This window comes from Kitasatospora sp. NBC_01539 (genome assembly GCF_045040525.1).
GTDB lineage: Bacteria > Actinomycetota > Actinomycetes > Streptomycetales > Streptomycetaceae > Kitasatospora.
This window is the reverse complement of record NZ_CP109390.1, coordinates 1,232,442-1,246,176: the sequence shown is the minus strand read 5'-3', so window position 1 is coordinate 1,246,176 and position 13,735 is coordinate 1,232,442. Positions and strand designations below refer to the sequence as shown.

The following is a 13,735-nucleotide window of genomic DNA, read 5'->3' as shown; positions in this document are numbered from 1 at the left end:
CCCCGGCCCGCCCGGGCTCAGCTCTCCGCCGCTGTTCCCTCGCCCCAGATCAGCGAGTCGAGCACGGCCCGGCGCTCGGGCCTGACCGCGTACCAGGCCCACGTGCCGCGCTTCCGGCGGCTCACCAGCCCGCCGTCCACCAGGATCTTCAGGTGGTAGCTGACGGTGGGTTGGGCCACACCCAGAAGCGGCGTCAGGTCGCACACGCACGCCTCGCCGTCCGGGGCGGCCAGCAGGACGCTGAGAATCTGCAACCGCGTCGGATCCGCGATGCCCTTCAGGCTGCGTGCGAGATCCTCCGCCCGTTCCCTGGACAGCGGCTCCACCTCCAGGGGAGGCCCGCAGGTCGGGTCCTCGTCGATGAAGGGCAGGAGCCCCGAGGGATTGTCGGTCACCTGTTCTGCGGGCATGCGGACAACCCTACGTCTGCCAACGGCACGCAGGCGTCACAGATCATCTTGTTCGCCTGGCGTTGGCCTGTTGTTAAGTTTCGGCCGCGCCGGGCCCCGGAGCCCCCCGTGTGAGGCAGGTGGGTGCCGCACGCGGTTCCTGCCGCACCAACTCCCTTCCCCGCCGGTCCTGCACCGGGCAGTCTCCTCATCACGGGGGTCGTTCAACCGCCCCGGCCCTCACTCAACCAACCATTGACCAGCAAAGGCACCGCCATGTCTTCTGTCACCACCGACATCCGCCAGACCTCGCCCCGTCCCACCGGAAGGCACGGGCAGGCCGGTCTGGCCGCCTCCGCCGCGCTGCTCCTGGCCACCGTGCTGACGGGCTGCGCAGGCTCCGCCAGCGCCGACTCCGGCACGCTGCAGGCCAGTGGCTCGACCACCGTCGCCCCGGTCGCATCGGACGCCGCCGAGGCCCTCAAGTCCCGCGGCCTGAAGATCACGGTGGCCACCCAGGGCGGTTCGGCCGGCGGCATCTCCCAGCTCGGCCTGGGCCAGATCCAGGTGGCGCTGAGCTCGAAGCCCCTGGCGGACAAGGACCGCAAGGACTATCCCAAGGTCGACTTCGTCCCCACCCAGATCGGCGCGGACGCGGTCGGCATCATCGTCACCAAGCAGGTCGCCGACGGCGGGGTCAAGAACCTCACCAAGGATCAGGTCAAGGGCCTGTTCGAAGGAAAGATCACCAACTGGAAGCAGGTCGGCGGCCCGGACCTGAAGGTCTTCGTCTACGACAAGGAGCCCGGCCGCGGCACCCGCGAGGTGCTCGACAAGTTCGTCTACGGCACCGGGACCCCGCCGGCGCCGCCGCAGTCCGGCAACTACGCCATCGTCGGCGGCAACGAGGAGACCCGCAACAAGCTGGAGTCCACCCCGGGTGCGGTCGGCCCGCTGTCGACCGGCTTCATCGAGGGGCACGACGGCCTGGTGGCCGTGTCGCTGGAGGGCATCGCCCCCACCGAGGCGAACATCGCGACCGCGAAGTACCCCATGTCCCGGCCGCTCTTCATGATCACCAACGGCGCGCCGCAGGGCGCCGCCAAGGACTACATCGACTACATCCTCGCGCCCGAAGGCCAGAAGCTGCTCTCCAAGCACGGCTACCTGACCCGCCAGCAGATCGGGATGTGACCGTGAGCATCACTCTGGAGCGCCTTTCCGAGGCGCCCGGACCCGCCGCGCCGCGGCCGCCCCTTCCGGGCGGCCGCCCGCGCCGGGCGAGATGGGTCTGGGGATGGACGTACACCGGGATGTTCTCGGTGGCCCTCTCCCTGATGGTGCTGATCGGCTACCTCGCCACCGGCATCGCCGGCGGCGACGTCGACTGGCTCGCCCTGATCGGCGAGTCGACCTGGAGCCCGCTGAACGGCGCCTTCGGCGCCCTGGCCATGATCTACGGCTCGGCCGTCGTGTGTGTCCTCGCCCTGGTGCTGGCCGTGCCGATCGGCTGGTCGGCGGCCGTCGCGCTCTCCGAGTACCTGCCGCCCCGCCTGGCCCGGCCCCTGCGGGTGAGCGTCGAACTCCTGGCGGCAGTGCCCTCCATCGTCTACGGCCTCATCGGCATCATGCTGATCCGGCCGTTCGTCGCCGCGCTGGGCGACGTGCCGGGCGGCGACAGCCTGCTCGCCGCCGGCATCGTCCTCGCAGTGATGATCATGCCGACGATCGTGGCGGTGAGCGTGGACGCCCTGGCAGCCGTCCCCGGCCGCTACCGGGAGAGCGCGTACTCCCTCGGCCTGACCCGCCGTGAGGTCGTACGCTCCGCCGTCCTGCCCCGGGCGCGAGCAGGCATGCGCGCCGGCGTCCTGCTCGGCCTGGCCCGGGCCCTCGGCGAGGCGATCGCGGTGTTCCTCGTCATAGGACGGGCCGACGGAAGGCTCCCGCAGTCGATCGGGGGCTTCTTCTCCTCCCTGGTCCACCCCGGCCAGACCCTGACCACCAAACTGGCCGGCCCCGAGCCGACGCTCGCAGGGACCTCCGGCCCCTACTTCGCGGCGGTGTGCGGACTGGGCATCGTCCTGCTCGTCCTGGTGGCCGCGGCCACCGTGTGGGGCACACGCGGAGCGGAGGGCCGCACCGCGAAGCGCGGTCGGCGCACGCACCGGGCCACCGCCTGGCTGCGCATCCCGCGGGACCGGCTCGCGACGCTCCTCCGGACGGGAGCCCTGCTGCTGCCCGCGGCCCTCCTCGTCGGGATGTTCGGGATCCTCCTGGTGCGGGGCAGCTCCGCGCTCAACCCGGCCTTCTGGCTCTCGCCCTCGGCCGGTGCGGACGGCGGCGGTGTGCGCGACCAGATCCTCGGCACGCTCCTGCTGCTGGCCACCACGGGCCTGATCTCGCTGCCCCTGGGCTACGGGGCGGGAGTGCTGGCCGGCACCCGCTCCTCCCCGAGGGCGGCACGCGTGCTGGAGACCCTCACCGTGGCCGTCGGCGGAACACCGACCGTCCTGCTGGGCCTTGCCGGGTACGTCATCTTCTCCACGGCCATGGGCTGGGGCAGGTCCTGGCTCGCCGGGGCCATCGTGCTGGTCCCCGTGGTCGTGCCGGTCATCGCCCTGACCACCGCGGGCCGGATCCGCAGCATGCCGGGCGAACTCACCGAGAGCGCCCTGGCGCTGGGGCTGTCCCGTGCGCAGTACGTCCGCTCGGTGGTCATCCCCTACACCTGGCCGGCCACACTCACCGGTCTGCTGCTCGGCCTGGCCCGGGCGGCGGGCGAGACGGCTCCCCTGATCTTCACCGCCACGGTGTTCTTCGGGGCGCCCGCCCTGCCGACCGGAATCGTCGACGCCCCGATCCAGACGCTGCCGACCCACATCTTCACCCTCACCCAGGACTCGGGCTCCCCGCAGGCGATCGACCTGGCATGGGGCAGCGCACTGGTCCTTGTCCTGATCACCGCGGCATTTCTCGGCCTGGCGGCGGCCCTGCGCAACCGCTTCGAAGGAGCACGATGGACAACGTGATAACCGTCCGCGACCTGCGGGTCCTCGACGGCAGGAAGACCCTGGTGGGCCCGGTCACCTTCGAGCTGCCGGGCGGATCGACCACCGGCCTGTGCGGCCCCTCCGGCGCCGGCAAGTCCACGGTGCTGCGCGCCCTGGTCGACCTGCTGCCCCACGGCCTCACCCGTGACGGCGACGTCGAGGTGCAGGGACAGGCCATCCGATACGGCAAGGGCGACTCCGCCCTGAGGAGCACCGTCGTCCTGGTGCCGCAGACGCCCGTGGTCTTCGGGGGCAGCATCCTGGACAACGCCCTCTTCGGGCTCCGGCACCTGGTGCGCGCCTCCCGGGCGGAGATGCGGGACCGGGTGGAGCAGGCCCTGCGGGAGGCGGGCCTGTGGAACGAGGTCAGCGGCCGGCTGGACTCCCCGGCCCAGGCCCTGTCCAACGGGCAGCGCCAGCGGCTGTGCCTGGCGCGTGCCCTGGCACTGGAGCCGGCGGCCCTTCTGCTGGACGAGCCCACCAGCGCCCTGGACGAGCGGAGCCGGGACACGGTCGAGGAGTCGGTGGCCGCCCTGCGCGGCAACCGCACGGTCCTGCTCGTCTCGCACGACCCGGCGCAGGTGCAGCGGCTGTGCGACCGCACGGTGAGCCTGGAGCACCCGGAGACCCTGGCGCTCTCCGCGGCGGCCGCCTGAGTACGGGATGCGGGGATCCGCAGCACCGTGGGGCCGGGCCCGGTCCGTCGTGACGCGACTACGACGGTCCGGGCCCGGGTCTGTTCCGGGGCCGCGCCCGCACGGCGGGCGCGGCCCCGCCGCATGCGTCACACGACGGGCGCGAGAGCCTCCGCCGGTACGTCGGCCAGCGCGGCCAGGTACCGCTCGGCGTCCAGGGCCGCGGCGCAGCCGGAGCCGGCGGCGGTGATGGCCTGGCGGTAGACGTGGTCGACGACGTCGCCCGCTCCGAAGACCCCCGGGACGTCGGTGCGGGTGGTGGGCGCCTGCACCTTCAGGTAGCCCTCGCCGTCGAGGCCGAGCTGGCCGGCGAACAGCTCGGTGCGCGGGTCGTGGCCGATCGCGACGAACAGCCCCGAGACGGCGAGCTCGCGCTCGGCGCCGGTGACGGTGTCGCGCAGCGTCACGCCGGAGACGAGCCGGTCGCCGTGGATCGCCGCGACCTCGCTGTTCCACGCGAAGGTGATCTTCGGGTCGGCGAAGGCGCGGTCCTGCATGGCCTTGGAGGCGCGCAGGGCGTCACGGCGGTGGACGACGGTGACCGAGTCGGCGAAGCGGGTGAGGAAGGTGGCCTCCTCCAGGGCGGTGTCGCCGCCGCCGACCACGACGACGTCCTTGCCGCGGAAGAAGAAGCCGTCGCAGGTCGCGCACCAGGACACGCCGCGGCCCGACAGCTCGTCCTCGCGCGCTATGCCGAGCTTGCGGTACCCGGAGCCCGTCGCCACGATCACCGTCCTCGCGCGGTGCACGGTGCCCGCGGAGTCGGTCAGCAGCTTGACGTCGCCGGTGAGGTCGACGGCGACGATGTCGTCGTCGACCATCTCGGCGCCGAACTTCTGCGCCTGGGCCCGCATGTCCTCCATGAGCTGCGGGCCGTCGATGCCGTCGGGGAAGCCGGGGAAGTTCTCGACCTCGGTCGTGGTGGTGAGCGAGCCGCCGACGAAGACGGAGCTGCCGAACAGCAGCGGCTTGAGCTGGGCGCGCGCGGTGTAGAGGGCTGCGGTGTACCCGGCCGGGCCGGAGCCGATGATGACGACCTCGCGCACGTCACCGGCGGTGTGCTGGACAGCGGTCATGGGGTCACTTCTCCGTCTGGGAGTCGATCTCGGCGATCAGGTGCTCGATGAGGCTCCTGATCTCGTCGCGTATGGGGCGGACCGCCTCGACGCCCTGACCCGCCGGGTCGTCGAGCTTCCAGTCCAGGTACTTCTTGCCGGGGAAGTACGGGCAGGCGTCGCCGCAGCCCATGGTGATGACGTAGTCGGACGCCTGCACCGCGTCGGTGGTCAGCACCTTGGGCCGCTGGTCGGAGATGTCGATGCCGAGCTCGGCCATCGCGGCGACCGCGGACGGGTTGATCCGCTCCCCGGGCACGGATCCGGCCGAGCGGACCTCGACGCGGTCGCCCGCGAGGTGGCGCAGGAAACCGGCCGCCATCTGGGAGCGGCCCGCGTTGTGGATGCAGACGAACAGCACGGACGCGGAAGCGGTGGTGGGCATGGTTCTTCCTTCATCGAGACCCGCGGCGGGGCGCGGTGCGTCTCAGGCCCGGGCGGGCCGTGCGGCTTGGGATTTTCCCCGACGGCCGCTAACGTATCAGCCCATGGTGATGTCAGTCGACAGTGACGTATTGAAGGCCCTGGCCGACCCGCTGAGGGTGCGGATCCTCGCGCTGCTCGCCCAGGAGGCGCTGTGCACGACCCACCTCGTCGAGGAGACCGGGGCCCGGCAGACGAACCTGTCGAACCACCTCAGGATCCTCCGGGACGCGGGACTGGTCGACACCGAGCCGTGCGGTCGCTTCACCTACTACTCCCTCCGCCCCGACGCCCTCGAAGCCGTCGCGGCGGAGTTCACCGGGCTGGCCGCCACCGCCCGCGAGGCCGCCGAGAACAACCGCAAGCGGTCCTGCTGAACCACCCACCCCCGCCCGGCGGCCAGCCCGCCCCTGTACGAGGAGTGCCCTCTTGAGCGCCATAGAGGCCCGACCCGACACCACGGACCCGCTCACGGTCGAACCTCCCGCCGTCCCGCTCGCCAACCGCGTCGCCGCCGAACTGGTCGGCACCGCCGCCCTGGTGACGGTCGTGGTCGGCTCCGGGATCCAGGCCACCGAACTCACCCGGGACGTCGGCCTGCAACTGCTCGCCAACTCCCTGGCCACCGTGTTCGGCCTCGGCGTGCTGATCCTGCTCCTCGGCCCGGTCTCCGGCGCGCACTTCAACCCCGTCGTCACCCTCGCCGAGTGGTGGACCGGCCGCAAGGACCCGAAGGGCCTCGGCGCCCGGGAGGTCGCCGCCTACATCCCGGCGCAGATCGCCGGCGCGATCGGCGGCGCGATCCTCGCCGACGCGATGTTCGGCAAGGCGCTGGTGCAGTGGTCCACCCACGACCGCTCCGCCGGACACCTCCTCCTCGGCGAGGCCGTCGCCACCGCAGGCCTGATCCTGCTGATCTTCGGCCTCGCGAAGACCGACCACCTGCGCCACGCCCCCGCCGCCGTCGCCTCCTACATCGGCGCCGCCTACTGGTTCACCTCCTCCACCTCCTTCGCCAACCCCGCGGTCTCCATCGGCCGGGCGTTCACCGACACCTTCGCGGGCATCGCACCCTCCTCCCTGCCCGGCTTCATCGGCATGCAGCTGATCGGCGCAGTGGCGGGTCTGGCCCTGGTGGCGCTGCTCTTCACGCACCGCGTGCGCCGCAGGGCCGACGCCTCGTGAGCACGGTCCGGCACGCCCGGGTCCTGGTCGTCGGCGGCGGCCAGGCCGGCCTGGCCGCCGGTTACCACCTGCGGCGCGCCGAACTGGACTTCGCGATCCTCGACGCCTCCCCGGGCCCCGGCGGTGCCTGGCAGCACTACTGGGACACCCTGCGCCTGTTCTCCCCGGCCGCCTACGCCTCCCTGCCCGGCCGCCCGATGCCCCACCAGGCGGGTGGGGAGTACCCGGACGCCGCGCACGTCGCCGCCTACCTCGCCGACTACGAGAAGCGCTACGACCTGCCCGTGCAGCGATCGGTTCGCGTGGAGCGCATCGAGCGCGGCCCGCACGGCCTGACCGCCCGCACCGACGCCGGCACCTGGCACGCCGACGCCCTCGTCATGGCGACCGGCACCTGGGAGCGGCCCTTCATCCCGGCGATCCCGGGCACGGCCTCCTTCACCGGCCGGCAGCTCCACACCCACGGCTACCGCACCGCCGCCGACTTCACCGGCCGGCGCGTCCTGGTCGTCGGCGGCGGCAACTCGGGCGCCCAGATCGCCGCCGACCTCGCCCCCACCGCCACCGTCCGCTGGGCGACCCCGCGCCCGCCCCGCTTCCTGCCCGACGACATCGACGGCCGCGCACTGTTCGACCTCGCCACCCGCCGCGTCCAGGGCGACGGCACCGGCATCTCCACCCTCGGCGACATCGTCGCCGTCGATCCGGTGCGCCGCGCCCGCGACACGGGCCTGCTGCACGCCCACCCCATGTTCGAGCGGCTCACACCCGCAGGACCCCGCTGGAGCGACGGCAGCACCTGGGAGTGCGACGCCGTCGTGTGGTGCACCGGCTTCCGCCCCGACCTCGCCCCTCTCGCACCACTCGCACTGCGCGCCCCCGGCGGCAGGATCCCCACCGACGGCACCCGCTCCCTCCAGGACGGACGCATCCACCTCCTCGGCTACGGCGACTGGACCGGACCCGCCTCCGCCACCCTCATCGGCGTCGGCCGCACCGCCCGCACCGCCGTCGCCGAGATCTCCGGCCTCCTGCGCTGACCCTCCCCGGCACCGGGGCGGAGGGTTGCAACCGGTACCCGGGTACAGGTCTACCGTCGGAGATGTCCCCGCCCGCACGGCGCGGGGACGGATGGGAGCGAGCCATGACCGAGCTGAGCTGGGTGCCAACGTCCTGCACCCTCCCCACCGAGCAGCAGCCGCTGCGGGTGGCGGAGTGGGACGAGCTGTTCGCCGAGCGCCTGACCGCCGCGACCCGCCGCGACCGGCTGCGGCTGCACCTGGTGCTCGCCGGCGGTGAGGGCGTCGAGGAGACGGTGCGGGACCTGGCGGGCCGCGAGAGCGGCTGCTGCTCGTTCTTCACCCTCACCGTCACCCCGGGCCCCGACGGCGACGTGCGCCTGGACGTCGCCGTCGACCCGGCGCACGAGAAGGTGCTGGACGCCTTGCAGGCACGGGCCGAGGGCGGCGGGCGATGAGCGGGGAGGGCCTGCGGTCCGGGCAGGTCGCCGAAGCCGCCGGGGTGAACGTCCAGACCCTGCGCTACTACGAGCGGCGCGGCCTGCTGGTCGAACCGGACCGCAGCCCCGGCGGCCACCGCCTGTACGACGAGGACGCGGTCACCGCGCTGCGGGTCATCAAGGCCGCCCAGCGCCTGGGCTTCTCCCTGGACGAGGTCGCCGAGCTGCTGGAGACCGGCCGCCACCGCCACGGCCGCCCCGTCCCCGGTCTGCAGGAGCGGGCCCGGGCCAAGCTCGCCGAGGTCGACGCGAAGATCGCCGACCTGACCACCATCCGCGCCGCTCTCACCACCGCCGTCGACGCCGGCTGCGACGACCTCACCCTGTGCGCCACCAGCCCGTGCTGCCCCATCCCGTTCACCGACCTCGCCGAGGAGCGCCGCCATGCCGGACCCTGCTGCTGACCAGCCCACCGCCCGCACCCCGAAGGCCCTGGGCGCACTGGCCGCCCTGGCGTGCGTGGCCTGCTGCGCGCTGCCCGTCCTGATCACCGCCGGGGTGGTCGGTGCCGGGGCCGGGGCGGTGGTGGGTTGGTTGCCCGCGATCGCCGCCGCCCTGGCCGTCCTCGCCGTCGGCACGTGGTGGGTGGGGCGGCGCAGGGCCGCGCGCGGCTGCGGCTCGACGGGCTGCGGCAGCGGCGGGTGCGGGTGCCAGAAGACCGAGGACCCGCTGCAGATCACCCCGGCCGGCCGCCGGTAGGGTCGCCGTCCATGACCGTCCTGCGCTCCATCGCCCTGTTCGTCGCCGCCGCCCTGTTCGAGATCGGCGGCGCCTGGCTGGTCTGGCAGGGCGTGCGCGAGCACAGGGGCTGGGCCTGGATCGGCGCCGGCGTCATCGCGCTCGGCGTCTACGGCTTCGTCGCCACCCTCCAGGACGACGCGAACTTCGGGCGCATCCTCGCCGCGTACGGCGGGGTGTTCGTCGCAGGCTCCCTGGCCTGGGGCATGGCCGTGGACGGCTACCGGCCCGACCGCTACGACGTCGTCGGCGCCCTCGTGTGCCTGGCCGGCGTCGCCGTCATCATGTACGCCCCGCGCGGCCACTGACGCCCCTCACCCCGACGAGCCTGCTGCACAGCGCCGTGGCCGTCGGCGCCCGCCACATCGCGTCGGCGGGTTGACGCGCCGCACGGGAAGCCCGGACAGCGGCCTCCGCGCAGGAGGTTCAGCCGATGGCGGGGCTGCGCCGTTCGATCAGCAGGACGTCGCGCCACACCCCGTGGTGGCGGCCCACGCGCTCGCGGGTGCCGATCACCCGGAATCCGGCCCGCGCGTGCAGGGCCAGGCTGGCGGTGTTCTCCGGGAAGACCCCGGACTGGATCGTCCAGATCCCCGCAGCCTCGGTGGAGGTGATCAGCTCCTGCAGGAGCCGGGCGGCGACGCCGCGGCCGCGGGCCGCCGGGTGGACGTAGACGGAGTGCTCGACCACGCCCGCGTACGCGCGCCGGGCCGAGACCTGGCTCACCGCGGCCCAGCCCAGCACCTCGCCGCCCGCCCCCAGCGCGACGAGGCGGTGGTCCGGCAGCCGGGCGGCATCGAAGGCGTTCCAGGCAGGGGCGGCCGTCTCGAAGGTGGCGTCGCCCTCGTCGATCCCGGCCTGGTAGATCGCCAGCACCTGCCCGGCGTGGTCGGCGGTCATCGGGGCAGTGGTGAAAGCAACCGGCACGGATTCCCCTGGGTGGAGGGCCGCCCTCCGGGGGCGGCACGACGAGGCGACCAGAGCGCATTGTGTCCTGCCCCCTGCCGGAGTTCCAGCGTCGGCACGGTACCGCCCGGCCGCCCGGTGCCGCGTACCGCCGAACCGTCCGGCCGGCCCGGCGGTCAGGTGCGCAGGTCGAGCATCGCCGACATCGCGGCGACGACGGACGGGGCCACCTTGTAGTAGACCCAGACCCCGCGCCGCTCGCTGGTCAGAAGGCCTGCCTCGCGCAGCTTCTTCAGGTGGTGCGAGACGGTCGGCTGCGAGACGCCGACGTCCTGGATGTCGCACACGCACGCCTCTCCGCCCTCGTGCGAGGCCACGCGGGAGAACAGCCGCAGCCGGACAGGGTCCGACAGCGCCTTGAACATCGCGGCCATCCGTACCGCGTCCGGCTCCGACAGGGGAGCGGAGGTCAGCGGCGGGCAGCACGGCACGGTCTCCGGCTGGAGGACCGGCAATTCCAACCACTCCAGATTCGACATGTGTCTATGTTGACATCTATCGATTCACGGGGCAAGCTCCAGACATAGACAAACATCGATCCAGGGCGGACCCGGCACCGAACACCCAACCCGCCCGGACGAAGGGAGCAACCATGCCCACCCCCGCCACCCCGCAGCCCACCTGCTGCGCCCCCGCCCCCGCCCCGGAACAGGCCGCCACCGAACCCAGGCCCGCCCCCGCACCCTGCTGCGGCACCGCACAAGCCGCCGCCGACAACAACGCCTGCTGCGCCCCGGCCGCCAAGGAGCAGGCCCGCGCCGCCGACGCCACCTGCTGCTGAACACCCGCCCCGCCAACGCCTCCCGCACGGAGAACCCCGAGATGAACGAGAACACCCCCGCCGACCACCTGCCCGTGCTCGTCATCGGCGCAGGACCCATCGGCCTCGCCGCCGCGGCCCACCTCGTCGAACGGGGAATCAGCCCGCTCGTCCTGGAAGCCGGCCCCACCGCCGCGGCAGCGGTACGCGAGTGGAGCCACGTCCGGCTGTTCTCCTCCTGGGCCGAACTCGTCGACCCCGCCGCCGAGAAGCTCCTGGCCCCCACCGGCTGGACCCGCCCCGACCCCACCGCCTACCCCACCGGCGGGGACTGGGCCGACCACTACCTCCAGCCCCTCGCCGACGCGCTCGGCCACCACGTCCGCTACAACGCGCGCGTCACCGGGGTCGCCCGCGCCGGACGCGACCGCGTCGTCGACGCCGGCCGCGCCGAGCAGCCCTTCACCGTGCACCTCACCACCGCGGAAGGCCGCCGCGAACGCCTCACCGTCCGCGCCGTCATCGACGCCTCCGGCACCTGGTCCACCCCCAACCCGCTGGGCGCCGACGGCCTGCCCGCCCTCGGCGAGGACGACACCGCCGCCCGCATCACCTACCAGGTCCCCGACCTCCGCAACCCCGAGGTCCGCGCCCGCTACGCCGGCAAGCGCACCGCCGTCGTCGGCTCCGGCGCCTCCGCCTTCACCACCCTCGCCTCCCTCGCCGAGCTCGCCGAGGACGCCCCCGGCACCCACGCCGTCTGGATCCTGCGCCGCGGCATCAACGGCACCACCTACGGCGGCGGCCAGGCCGACCAACTGCCCGCCCGCGGGGCGCTGGGCCTGCGCGCCAAGGCCGCCGTCGACGCCGGCCACGCCACCGCACTCACCGGCTTCCGCACCACCGCCGTCGAATCCGACGGCGAGCACGTCGTCCTCGTCGCCGACGACGGCCGCCGCAGCGACCCCCTCGACGAGATCATCACCCTGACCGGCCTGCGCCCCGACCTGTCCTTCCTCTCCGAGGTCCGGCTCGGCCTCGACGACCGGCTCCAGGCGCCCCTGGCACTCGCCCCGCTGATCGACCCGAACCAGCACTCCTGCGGCACCGTCCACCCGCACGGCGCCGCCGAGCTCGCCCACCCCGAGCAGGACGTGTACCTCGTCGGCATGAAGTCCTACGGCCGCGCGCCCACGTTCCTCGCGATGACCGGCTACGAGCAGGTCCGCTCCGTAGCGGCCCACCTCGCCGGAGACCTGGAGGCCGCCGCACGCGTCGAACTCACCCTCCCCGAGACCGGGGTCTGCGGCGGCGCCGGCCTGTTCGACGACCCGCAGGCCGCCAAGGAGACCGGCGGCGGCTGCTGCGCCACCCCCGCCGCGCCCGCCGCCGAAGAAGCCGCCGGCAGCCAGGACGGCGGCTGCTGCTCCGCCCCGGCGCCCCAGCTCCTCGCCGTCACCACCGGCGCCCCGGCCGGCTGCTGCTGCTGACCTCCGTCGTGACGGATCTTCAGGCCGGCGCGGCCACGACCGGAACAGGGGACCGGTCGTGGCCGCGCGCCGCCCTCCCCGCCCTGTGCGCCACCCAGATCATCGGCTGGGGCATCCTCTACTACGCCTTCCCCGTGCTCGCCCCCCACATCACCGCGGCCACCGGCTGGTCCACCGCGCAAGCCACCGCGGCGTTCTCCGCAGCCCTGCTCGTCTCCGCCCTCGCCGGCATCCCGGTCGGACGGATCATCGACCGCCACGGCCCCCGCACCGTCATGACCACGGGCTCCGTGGCCGGAGCGCTCGCCCTCACCGGCGTCGCCCTCGCACCCGACCTGCCGGTCTTCCTCGCGGCCTGGCTGCTCGCCGGTGCCGCCATGGCCGCCACCTTCTACCCGCCCGCGTTCGCCGCCCTCACCCGCTGGCACCACCCCCACCACGTCCGCGCGCTGACCACCGTCACCCTCGCCGGAGGACTCGCCTCCACCCTCTTCGCGCCCCTGACCGCGGCCCTGGCCGACCACCTCGACTGGCGTGCCACCTACCTCGTCCTGGCCGCGGTCCTCGCCGTCACCACGATCCCGCTGCACGCCCTCACCCTGCGCGCACCCTGGCCGCCGGCCCCGCGACCCGATCCCCGGACCGGAATCGCACCGGAGCACGCGGCCTCCTCGCCCGCCCGCAGCCGGCCCTTCCTGCTCCTGGCCGCGGCCCTGACGCTCTCGGCGTTCGCGATGTACGGCACCGTCTTCGCCCTCGTACCGCTGATCATCGCCCGCGGCGCCCGACCTGCCACCGCTGCTTGGACGCTGGGCCTCGCAGGGTTCGGCCAGACCCTCGGCCGCACCCTGTACGCCGCCCTGGCCCGCCGCACCGGCGTCACCGCCCGCACGACGGTCCTGATCGCGGCAGGAGGCGCCACCACCGCTCTGCTGGCCGCCGTTCCCGGGCCGATCCCGCTGCTCGTCGTCCTCGCCGTGGCCTCCGGCACGGTCCGGGGCAACCTCACGCTCCTCCAGGCGACGGCGGTCACCGACCGCTGGGGCACCGGCGCCTACGGCCGTCTCAGCGCCCTGCTCACAGCGCCCACCACGGTCGCCGCCGCCCTCGCCCCCTGGGCCGGGGCGGCGCTCGCACCCGCCCTGGGCGGCTATCCGGCCCTGCTGGCCGCATGCGCCGCGGTGTCCGGCCTCGCTGCTGCCCTCGCCGTCCTGCCCGCGAGGGCGCGGCGCGACAGCGCGTAGGGAGCCCGGCTGACCCCGCCCGTGGGCCGGCCCGCCGGTCAGCCCTGCCGGGTCGGCACCCACGGCTGACCGGTTCGCCCGCACCTCCCTCCCAGGGAGTAGGTCGAGTGGCGTAGACCGACGCCGGGAGGGGGTCCTGCGGCAGTCGTGGCCGCGAGCGC

Annotated in this window: 18 protein-coding genes; 13 read left to right on the top strand and 5 right to left on the bottom strand. The window is 73.9% G+C overall.

What is annotated here, in order from left to right:
• Window positions 1-17 precede the first annotated feature (17 nt).
• Window positions 18-410 (bottom strand): ArsR/SmtB family transcription factor, encoded by a 393-nt coding sequence (locus OG335_RS05350; protein WP_405009829.1) that lies wholly within the window; start codon window positions 408-410, stop codon window positions 18-20.
• A 255-nt stretch (window positions 411-665) separates the two neighbouring features.
• Here OG335_RS05350 and OG335_RS05345 point away from each other — a divergent pair, with 255 nt between their 5' ends.
• The 3 genes from OG335_RS05345 to OG335_RS05335 all read left to right on the top strand — a co-directional run bounded on the left by OG335_RS05345 (window position 666) and on the right by OG335_RS05335 (window position 4,095).
• The gene (locus OG335_RS05345; RefSeq protein ID WP_405009828.1) at window positions 666-1,583 is read left to right on the top strand and encodes a phosphate ABC transporter substrate-binding protein; all 918 of its coding nucleotides are present in this window, start codon (window positions 666-668) and stop codon (window positions 1,581-1,583) included.
• Window positions 1,584-1,702: 119 nt separating this feature from the next.
• Window positions 1,703-3,418: a phosphate ABC transporter permease subunit PstC gene (gene pstC / locus OG335_RS05340; RefSeq protein ID WP_405015315.1), complete on the top strand. Its 1,716-nt coding sequence runs from the start codon at window positions 1,703-1,705 to the stop codon at window positions 3,416-3,418.
• Window positions 3,406-4,095: an ATP-binding cassette domain-containing protein gene (locus OG335_RS05335; RefSeq protein ID WP_405009827.1), complete on the top strand. Its 690-nt coding sequence runs from the start codon at window positions 3,406-3,408 to the stop codon at window positions 4,093-4,095. Before pstC ends, OG335_RS05335 begins: the two co-directional genes overlap by 13 nt.
• A gap of 128 nt (window positions 4,096-4,223) precedes the next feature.
• Here the strand turns inward: OG335_RS05335 and trxB are convergent, their stop codons facing one another.
• Together trxB and OG335_RS05325 are read right to left on the bottom strand one after the other, a co-directional pair.
• Entirely contained in the window at window positions 4,224-5,210 is a 987-nt protein-coding gene (trxB, locus tag OG335_RS05330) for a thioredoxin-disulfide reductase (RefSeq protein ID WP_405009826.1), read from the bottom strand.
• A gap of 4 nt (window positions 5,211-5,214) precedes the next feature.
• Window positions 5,215-5,634 (bottom strand): arsenate reductase ArsC, encoded by a 420-nt coding sequence (locus OG335_RS05325; RefSeq protein ID WP_405009825.1) that lies wholly within the window; start codon window positions 5,632-5,634, stop codon window positions 5,215-5,217.
• 103 nt (window positions 5,635-5,737) lie between these two features.
• Here OG335_RS05325 and OG335_RS05320 point away from each other — a divergent pair, with 103 nt between their 5' ends.
• From OG335_RS05320 to OG335_RS05290, 7 genes are all read left to right on the top strand, one after another.
• Window positions 5,738-6,049, top strand: coding sequence for an ArsR/SmtB family transcription factor (locus OG335_RS05320; protein ID WP_405009824.1), 312 nt, complete (start codon window positions 5,738-5,740; stop codon window positions 6,047-6,049).
• Window positions 6,050-6,101: 52 nt separating this feature from the next.
• The gene (locus OG335_RS05315; RefSeq protein ID WP_405009823.1) at window positions 6,102-6,857 is read left to right on the top strand and encodes an aquaporin; all 756 of its coding nucleotides are present in this window, start codon (window positions 6,102-6,104) and stop codon (window positions 6,855-6,857) included.
• Complete coding sequence (locus OG335_RS05310) at window positions 6,854-7,897, top strand: ArsO family NAD(P)H-dependent flavin-containing monooxygenase (protein WP_405009822.1); 1,044 nt, start codon at window positions 6,854-6,856, stop codon at window positions 7,895-7,897. The genes OG335_RS05315 and OG335_RS05310 overlap by 4 nt, the downstream gene beginning before the upstream one ends.
• Before the next feature lie 104 nt (window positions 7,898-8,001).
• Entirely contained in the window at window positions 8,002-8,334 is a 333-nt protein-coding gene (locus OG335_RS05305) for a hypothetical protein (RefSeq protein WP_405009821.1), read from the top strand.
• A complete protein-coding gene (locus tag OG335_RS05300; RefSeq protein WP_405009820.1) occupies window positions 8,331-8,780 on the top strand; it encodes a MerR family transcriptional regulator in 450 nt (149 codons plus the stop codon). Before OG335_RS05305 ends, OG335_RS05300 begins: the two co-directional genes overlap by 4 nt.
• Window positions 8,761-9,075, top strand: a complete 315-nt coding sequence (locus tag OG335_RS05295; protein ID WP_405009819.1) for a hypothetical protein — start codon at window positions 8,761-8,763, stop codon at window positions 9,073-9,075. Before OG335_RS05300 ends, OG335_RS05295 begins: the two co-directional genes overlap by 20 nt.
• 11 nt (window positions 9,076-9,086) lie before the next feature.
• Window positions 9,087-9,422: a YnfA family protein gene (locus OG335_RS05290; protein WP_405009818.1), complete on the top strand. Its 336-nt coding sequence runs from the start codon at window positions 9,087-9,089 to the stop codon at window positions 9,420-9,422.
• A 118-nt stretch (window positions 9,423-9,540) separates the two neighbouring features.
• On the opposite strand, the gene OG335_RS05285 is transcribed toward OG335_RS05290, so the two are convergent.
• Together OG335_RS05285 and OG335_RS05280 are read right to left on the bottom strand one after the other, a co-directional pair.
• A complete protein-coding gene (locus OG335_RS05285; protein ID WP_405009817.1) occupies window positions 9,541-10,014 on the bottom strand; it encodes a GNAT family N-acetyltransferase in 474 nt (157 codons plus the stop codon).
• A gap of 182 nt (window positions 10,015-10,196) precedes the next feature.
• Window positions 10,197-10,559 carry an ArsR/SmtB family transcription factor gene (locus OG335_RS05280; protein WP_405009816.1) on the bottom strand — a complete coding sequence of 121 codons (363 nt, stop codon included), beginning with the start codon at window positions 10,557-10,559 and terminating at the stop codon, window positions 10,197-10,199.
• A 113-nt stretch (window positions 10,560-10,672) separates the two neighbouring features.
• Here OG335_RS05280 and OG335_RS05275 point away from each other — a divergent pair, with 113 nt between their 5' ends.
• Genes OG335_RS05275 through OG335_RS05265 form a run of 3 tightly spaced genes read left to right on the top strand, consistent with a single transcriptional unit; the run spans window position 10,673 to window position 13,574 of the window.
• Window positions 10,673-10,861, top strand: a complete 189-nt coding sequence (locus OG335_RS05275) for a hypothetical protein (RefSeq protein WP_405009815.1) — start codon at window positions 10,673-10,675, stop codon at window positions 10,859-10,861.
• 41 nt (window positions 10,862-10,902) lie between these two features.
• On the top strand, window positions 10,903-12,330 hold the full coding sequence (locus OG335_RS05270) for an NAD(P)-binding domain-containing protein (protein WP_405009814.1): 1,428 nt from the start codon (window positions 10,903-10,905) through the stop codon (window positions 12,328-12,330).
• Between the two features lie 8 nt (window positions 12,331-12,338).
• Complete coding sequence (locus tag OG335_RS05265) at window positions 12,339-13,574, top strand: MFS transporter (RefSeq protein ID WP_405009813.1); 1,236 nt, start codon at window positions 12,339-12,341, stop codon at window positions 13,572-13,574.
• Window positions 13,575-13,735: the final 161 nt, after the last annotated feature.

Coding starts and splice junctions, on each gene's coding strand:
- trxB (WP_405009826.1), bottom strand. CDS start 5,210: ATGACCGCTGTCCAGCACACCGCCGGTGACGTGCGCGAGGTCGTCATC.
- OG335_RS05335 (WP_405009827.1), top strand. CDS start 3,406: ATGGACAACGTGATAACCGTCCGCGACCTGCGGGTCCTCGACGGCAGG.
- OG335_RS05320 (WP_405009824.1), top strand. CDS start 5,738: ATGGTGATGTCAGTCGACAGTGACGTATTGAAGGCCCTGGCCGACCCG.
- OG335_RS05325 (WP_405009825.1), bottom strand. CDS start 5,634: ATGCCCACCACCGCTTCCGCGTCCGTGCTGTTCGTCTGCATCCACAAC.
- OG335_RS05275 (WP_405009815.1), top strand. CDS start 10,673: ATGCCCACCCCCGCCACCCCGCAGCCCACCTGCTGCGCCCCCGCCCCC.
- OG335_RS05290 (WP_405009818.1), top strand. CDS start 9,087: ATGACCGTCCTGCGCTCCATCGCCCTGTTCGTCGCCGCCGCCCTGTTC.
- OG335_RS05345 (WP_405009828.1), top strand. CDS start 666: ATGTCTTCTGTCACCACCGACATCCGCCAGACCTCGCCCCGTCCCACC.
- pstC (WP_405015315.1), top strand. CDS start 1,703: ATGTTCTCGGTGGCCCTCTCCCTGATGGTGCTGATCGGCTACCTCGCC.
- OG335_RS05300 (WP_405009820.1), top strand. CDS start 8,331: ATGAGCGGGGAGGGCCTGCGGTCCGGGCAGGTCGCCGAAGCCGCCGGG.
- OG335_RS05285 (WP_405009817.1), bottom strand. CDS start 10,014: ATGACCGCCGACCACGCCGGGCAGGTGCTGGCGATCTACCAGGCCGGG.
- OG335_RS05280 (WP_405009816.1), bottom strand. CDS start 10,559: ATGTCGAATCTGGAGTGGTTGGAATTGCCGGTCCTCCAGCCGGAGACC.
- OG335_RS05295 (WP_405009819.1), top strand. CDS start 8,761: ATGCCGGACCCTGCTGCTGACCAGCCCACCGCCCGCACCCCGAAGGCC.
- OG335_RS05350 (WP_405009829.1), bottom strand. CDS start 410: ATGCCCGCAGAACAGGTGACCGACAATCCCTCGGGGCTCCTGCCCTTC.
- OG335_RS05270 (WP_405009814.1), top strand. CDS start 10,903: ATGAACGAGAACACCCCCGCCGACCACCTGCCCGTGCTCGTCATCGGC.
- OG335_RS05305 (WP_405009821.1), top strand. CDS start 8,002: ATGACCGAGCTGAGCTGGGTGCCAACGTCCTGCACCCTCCCCACCGAG.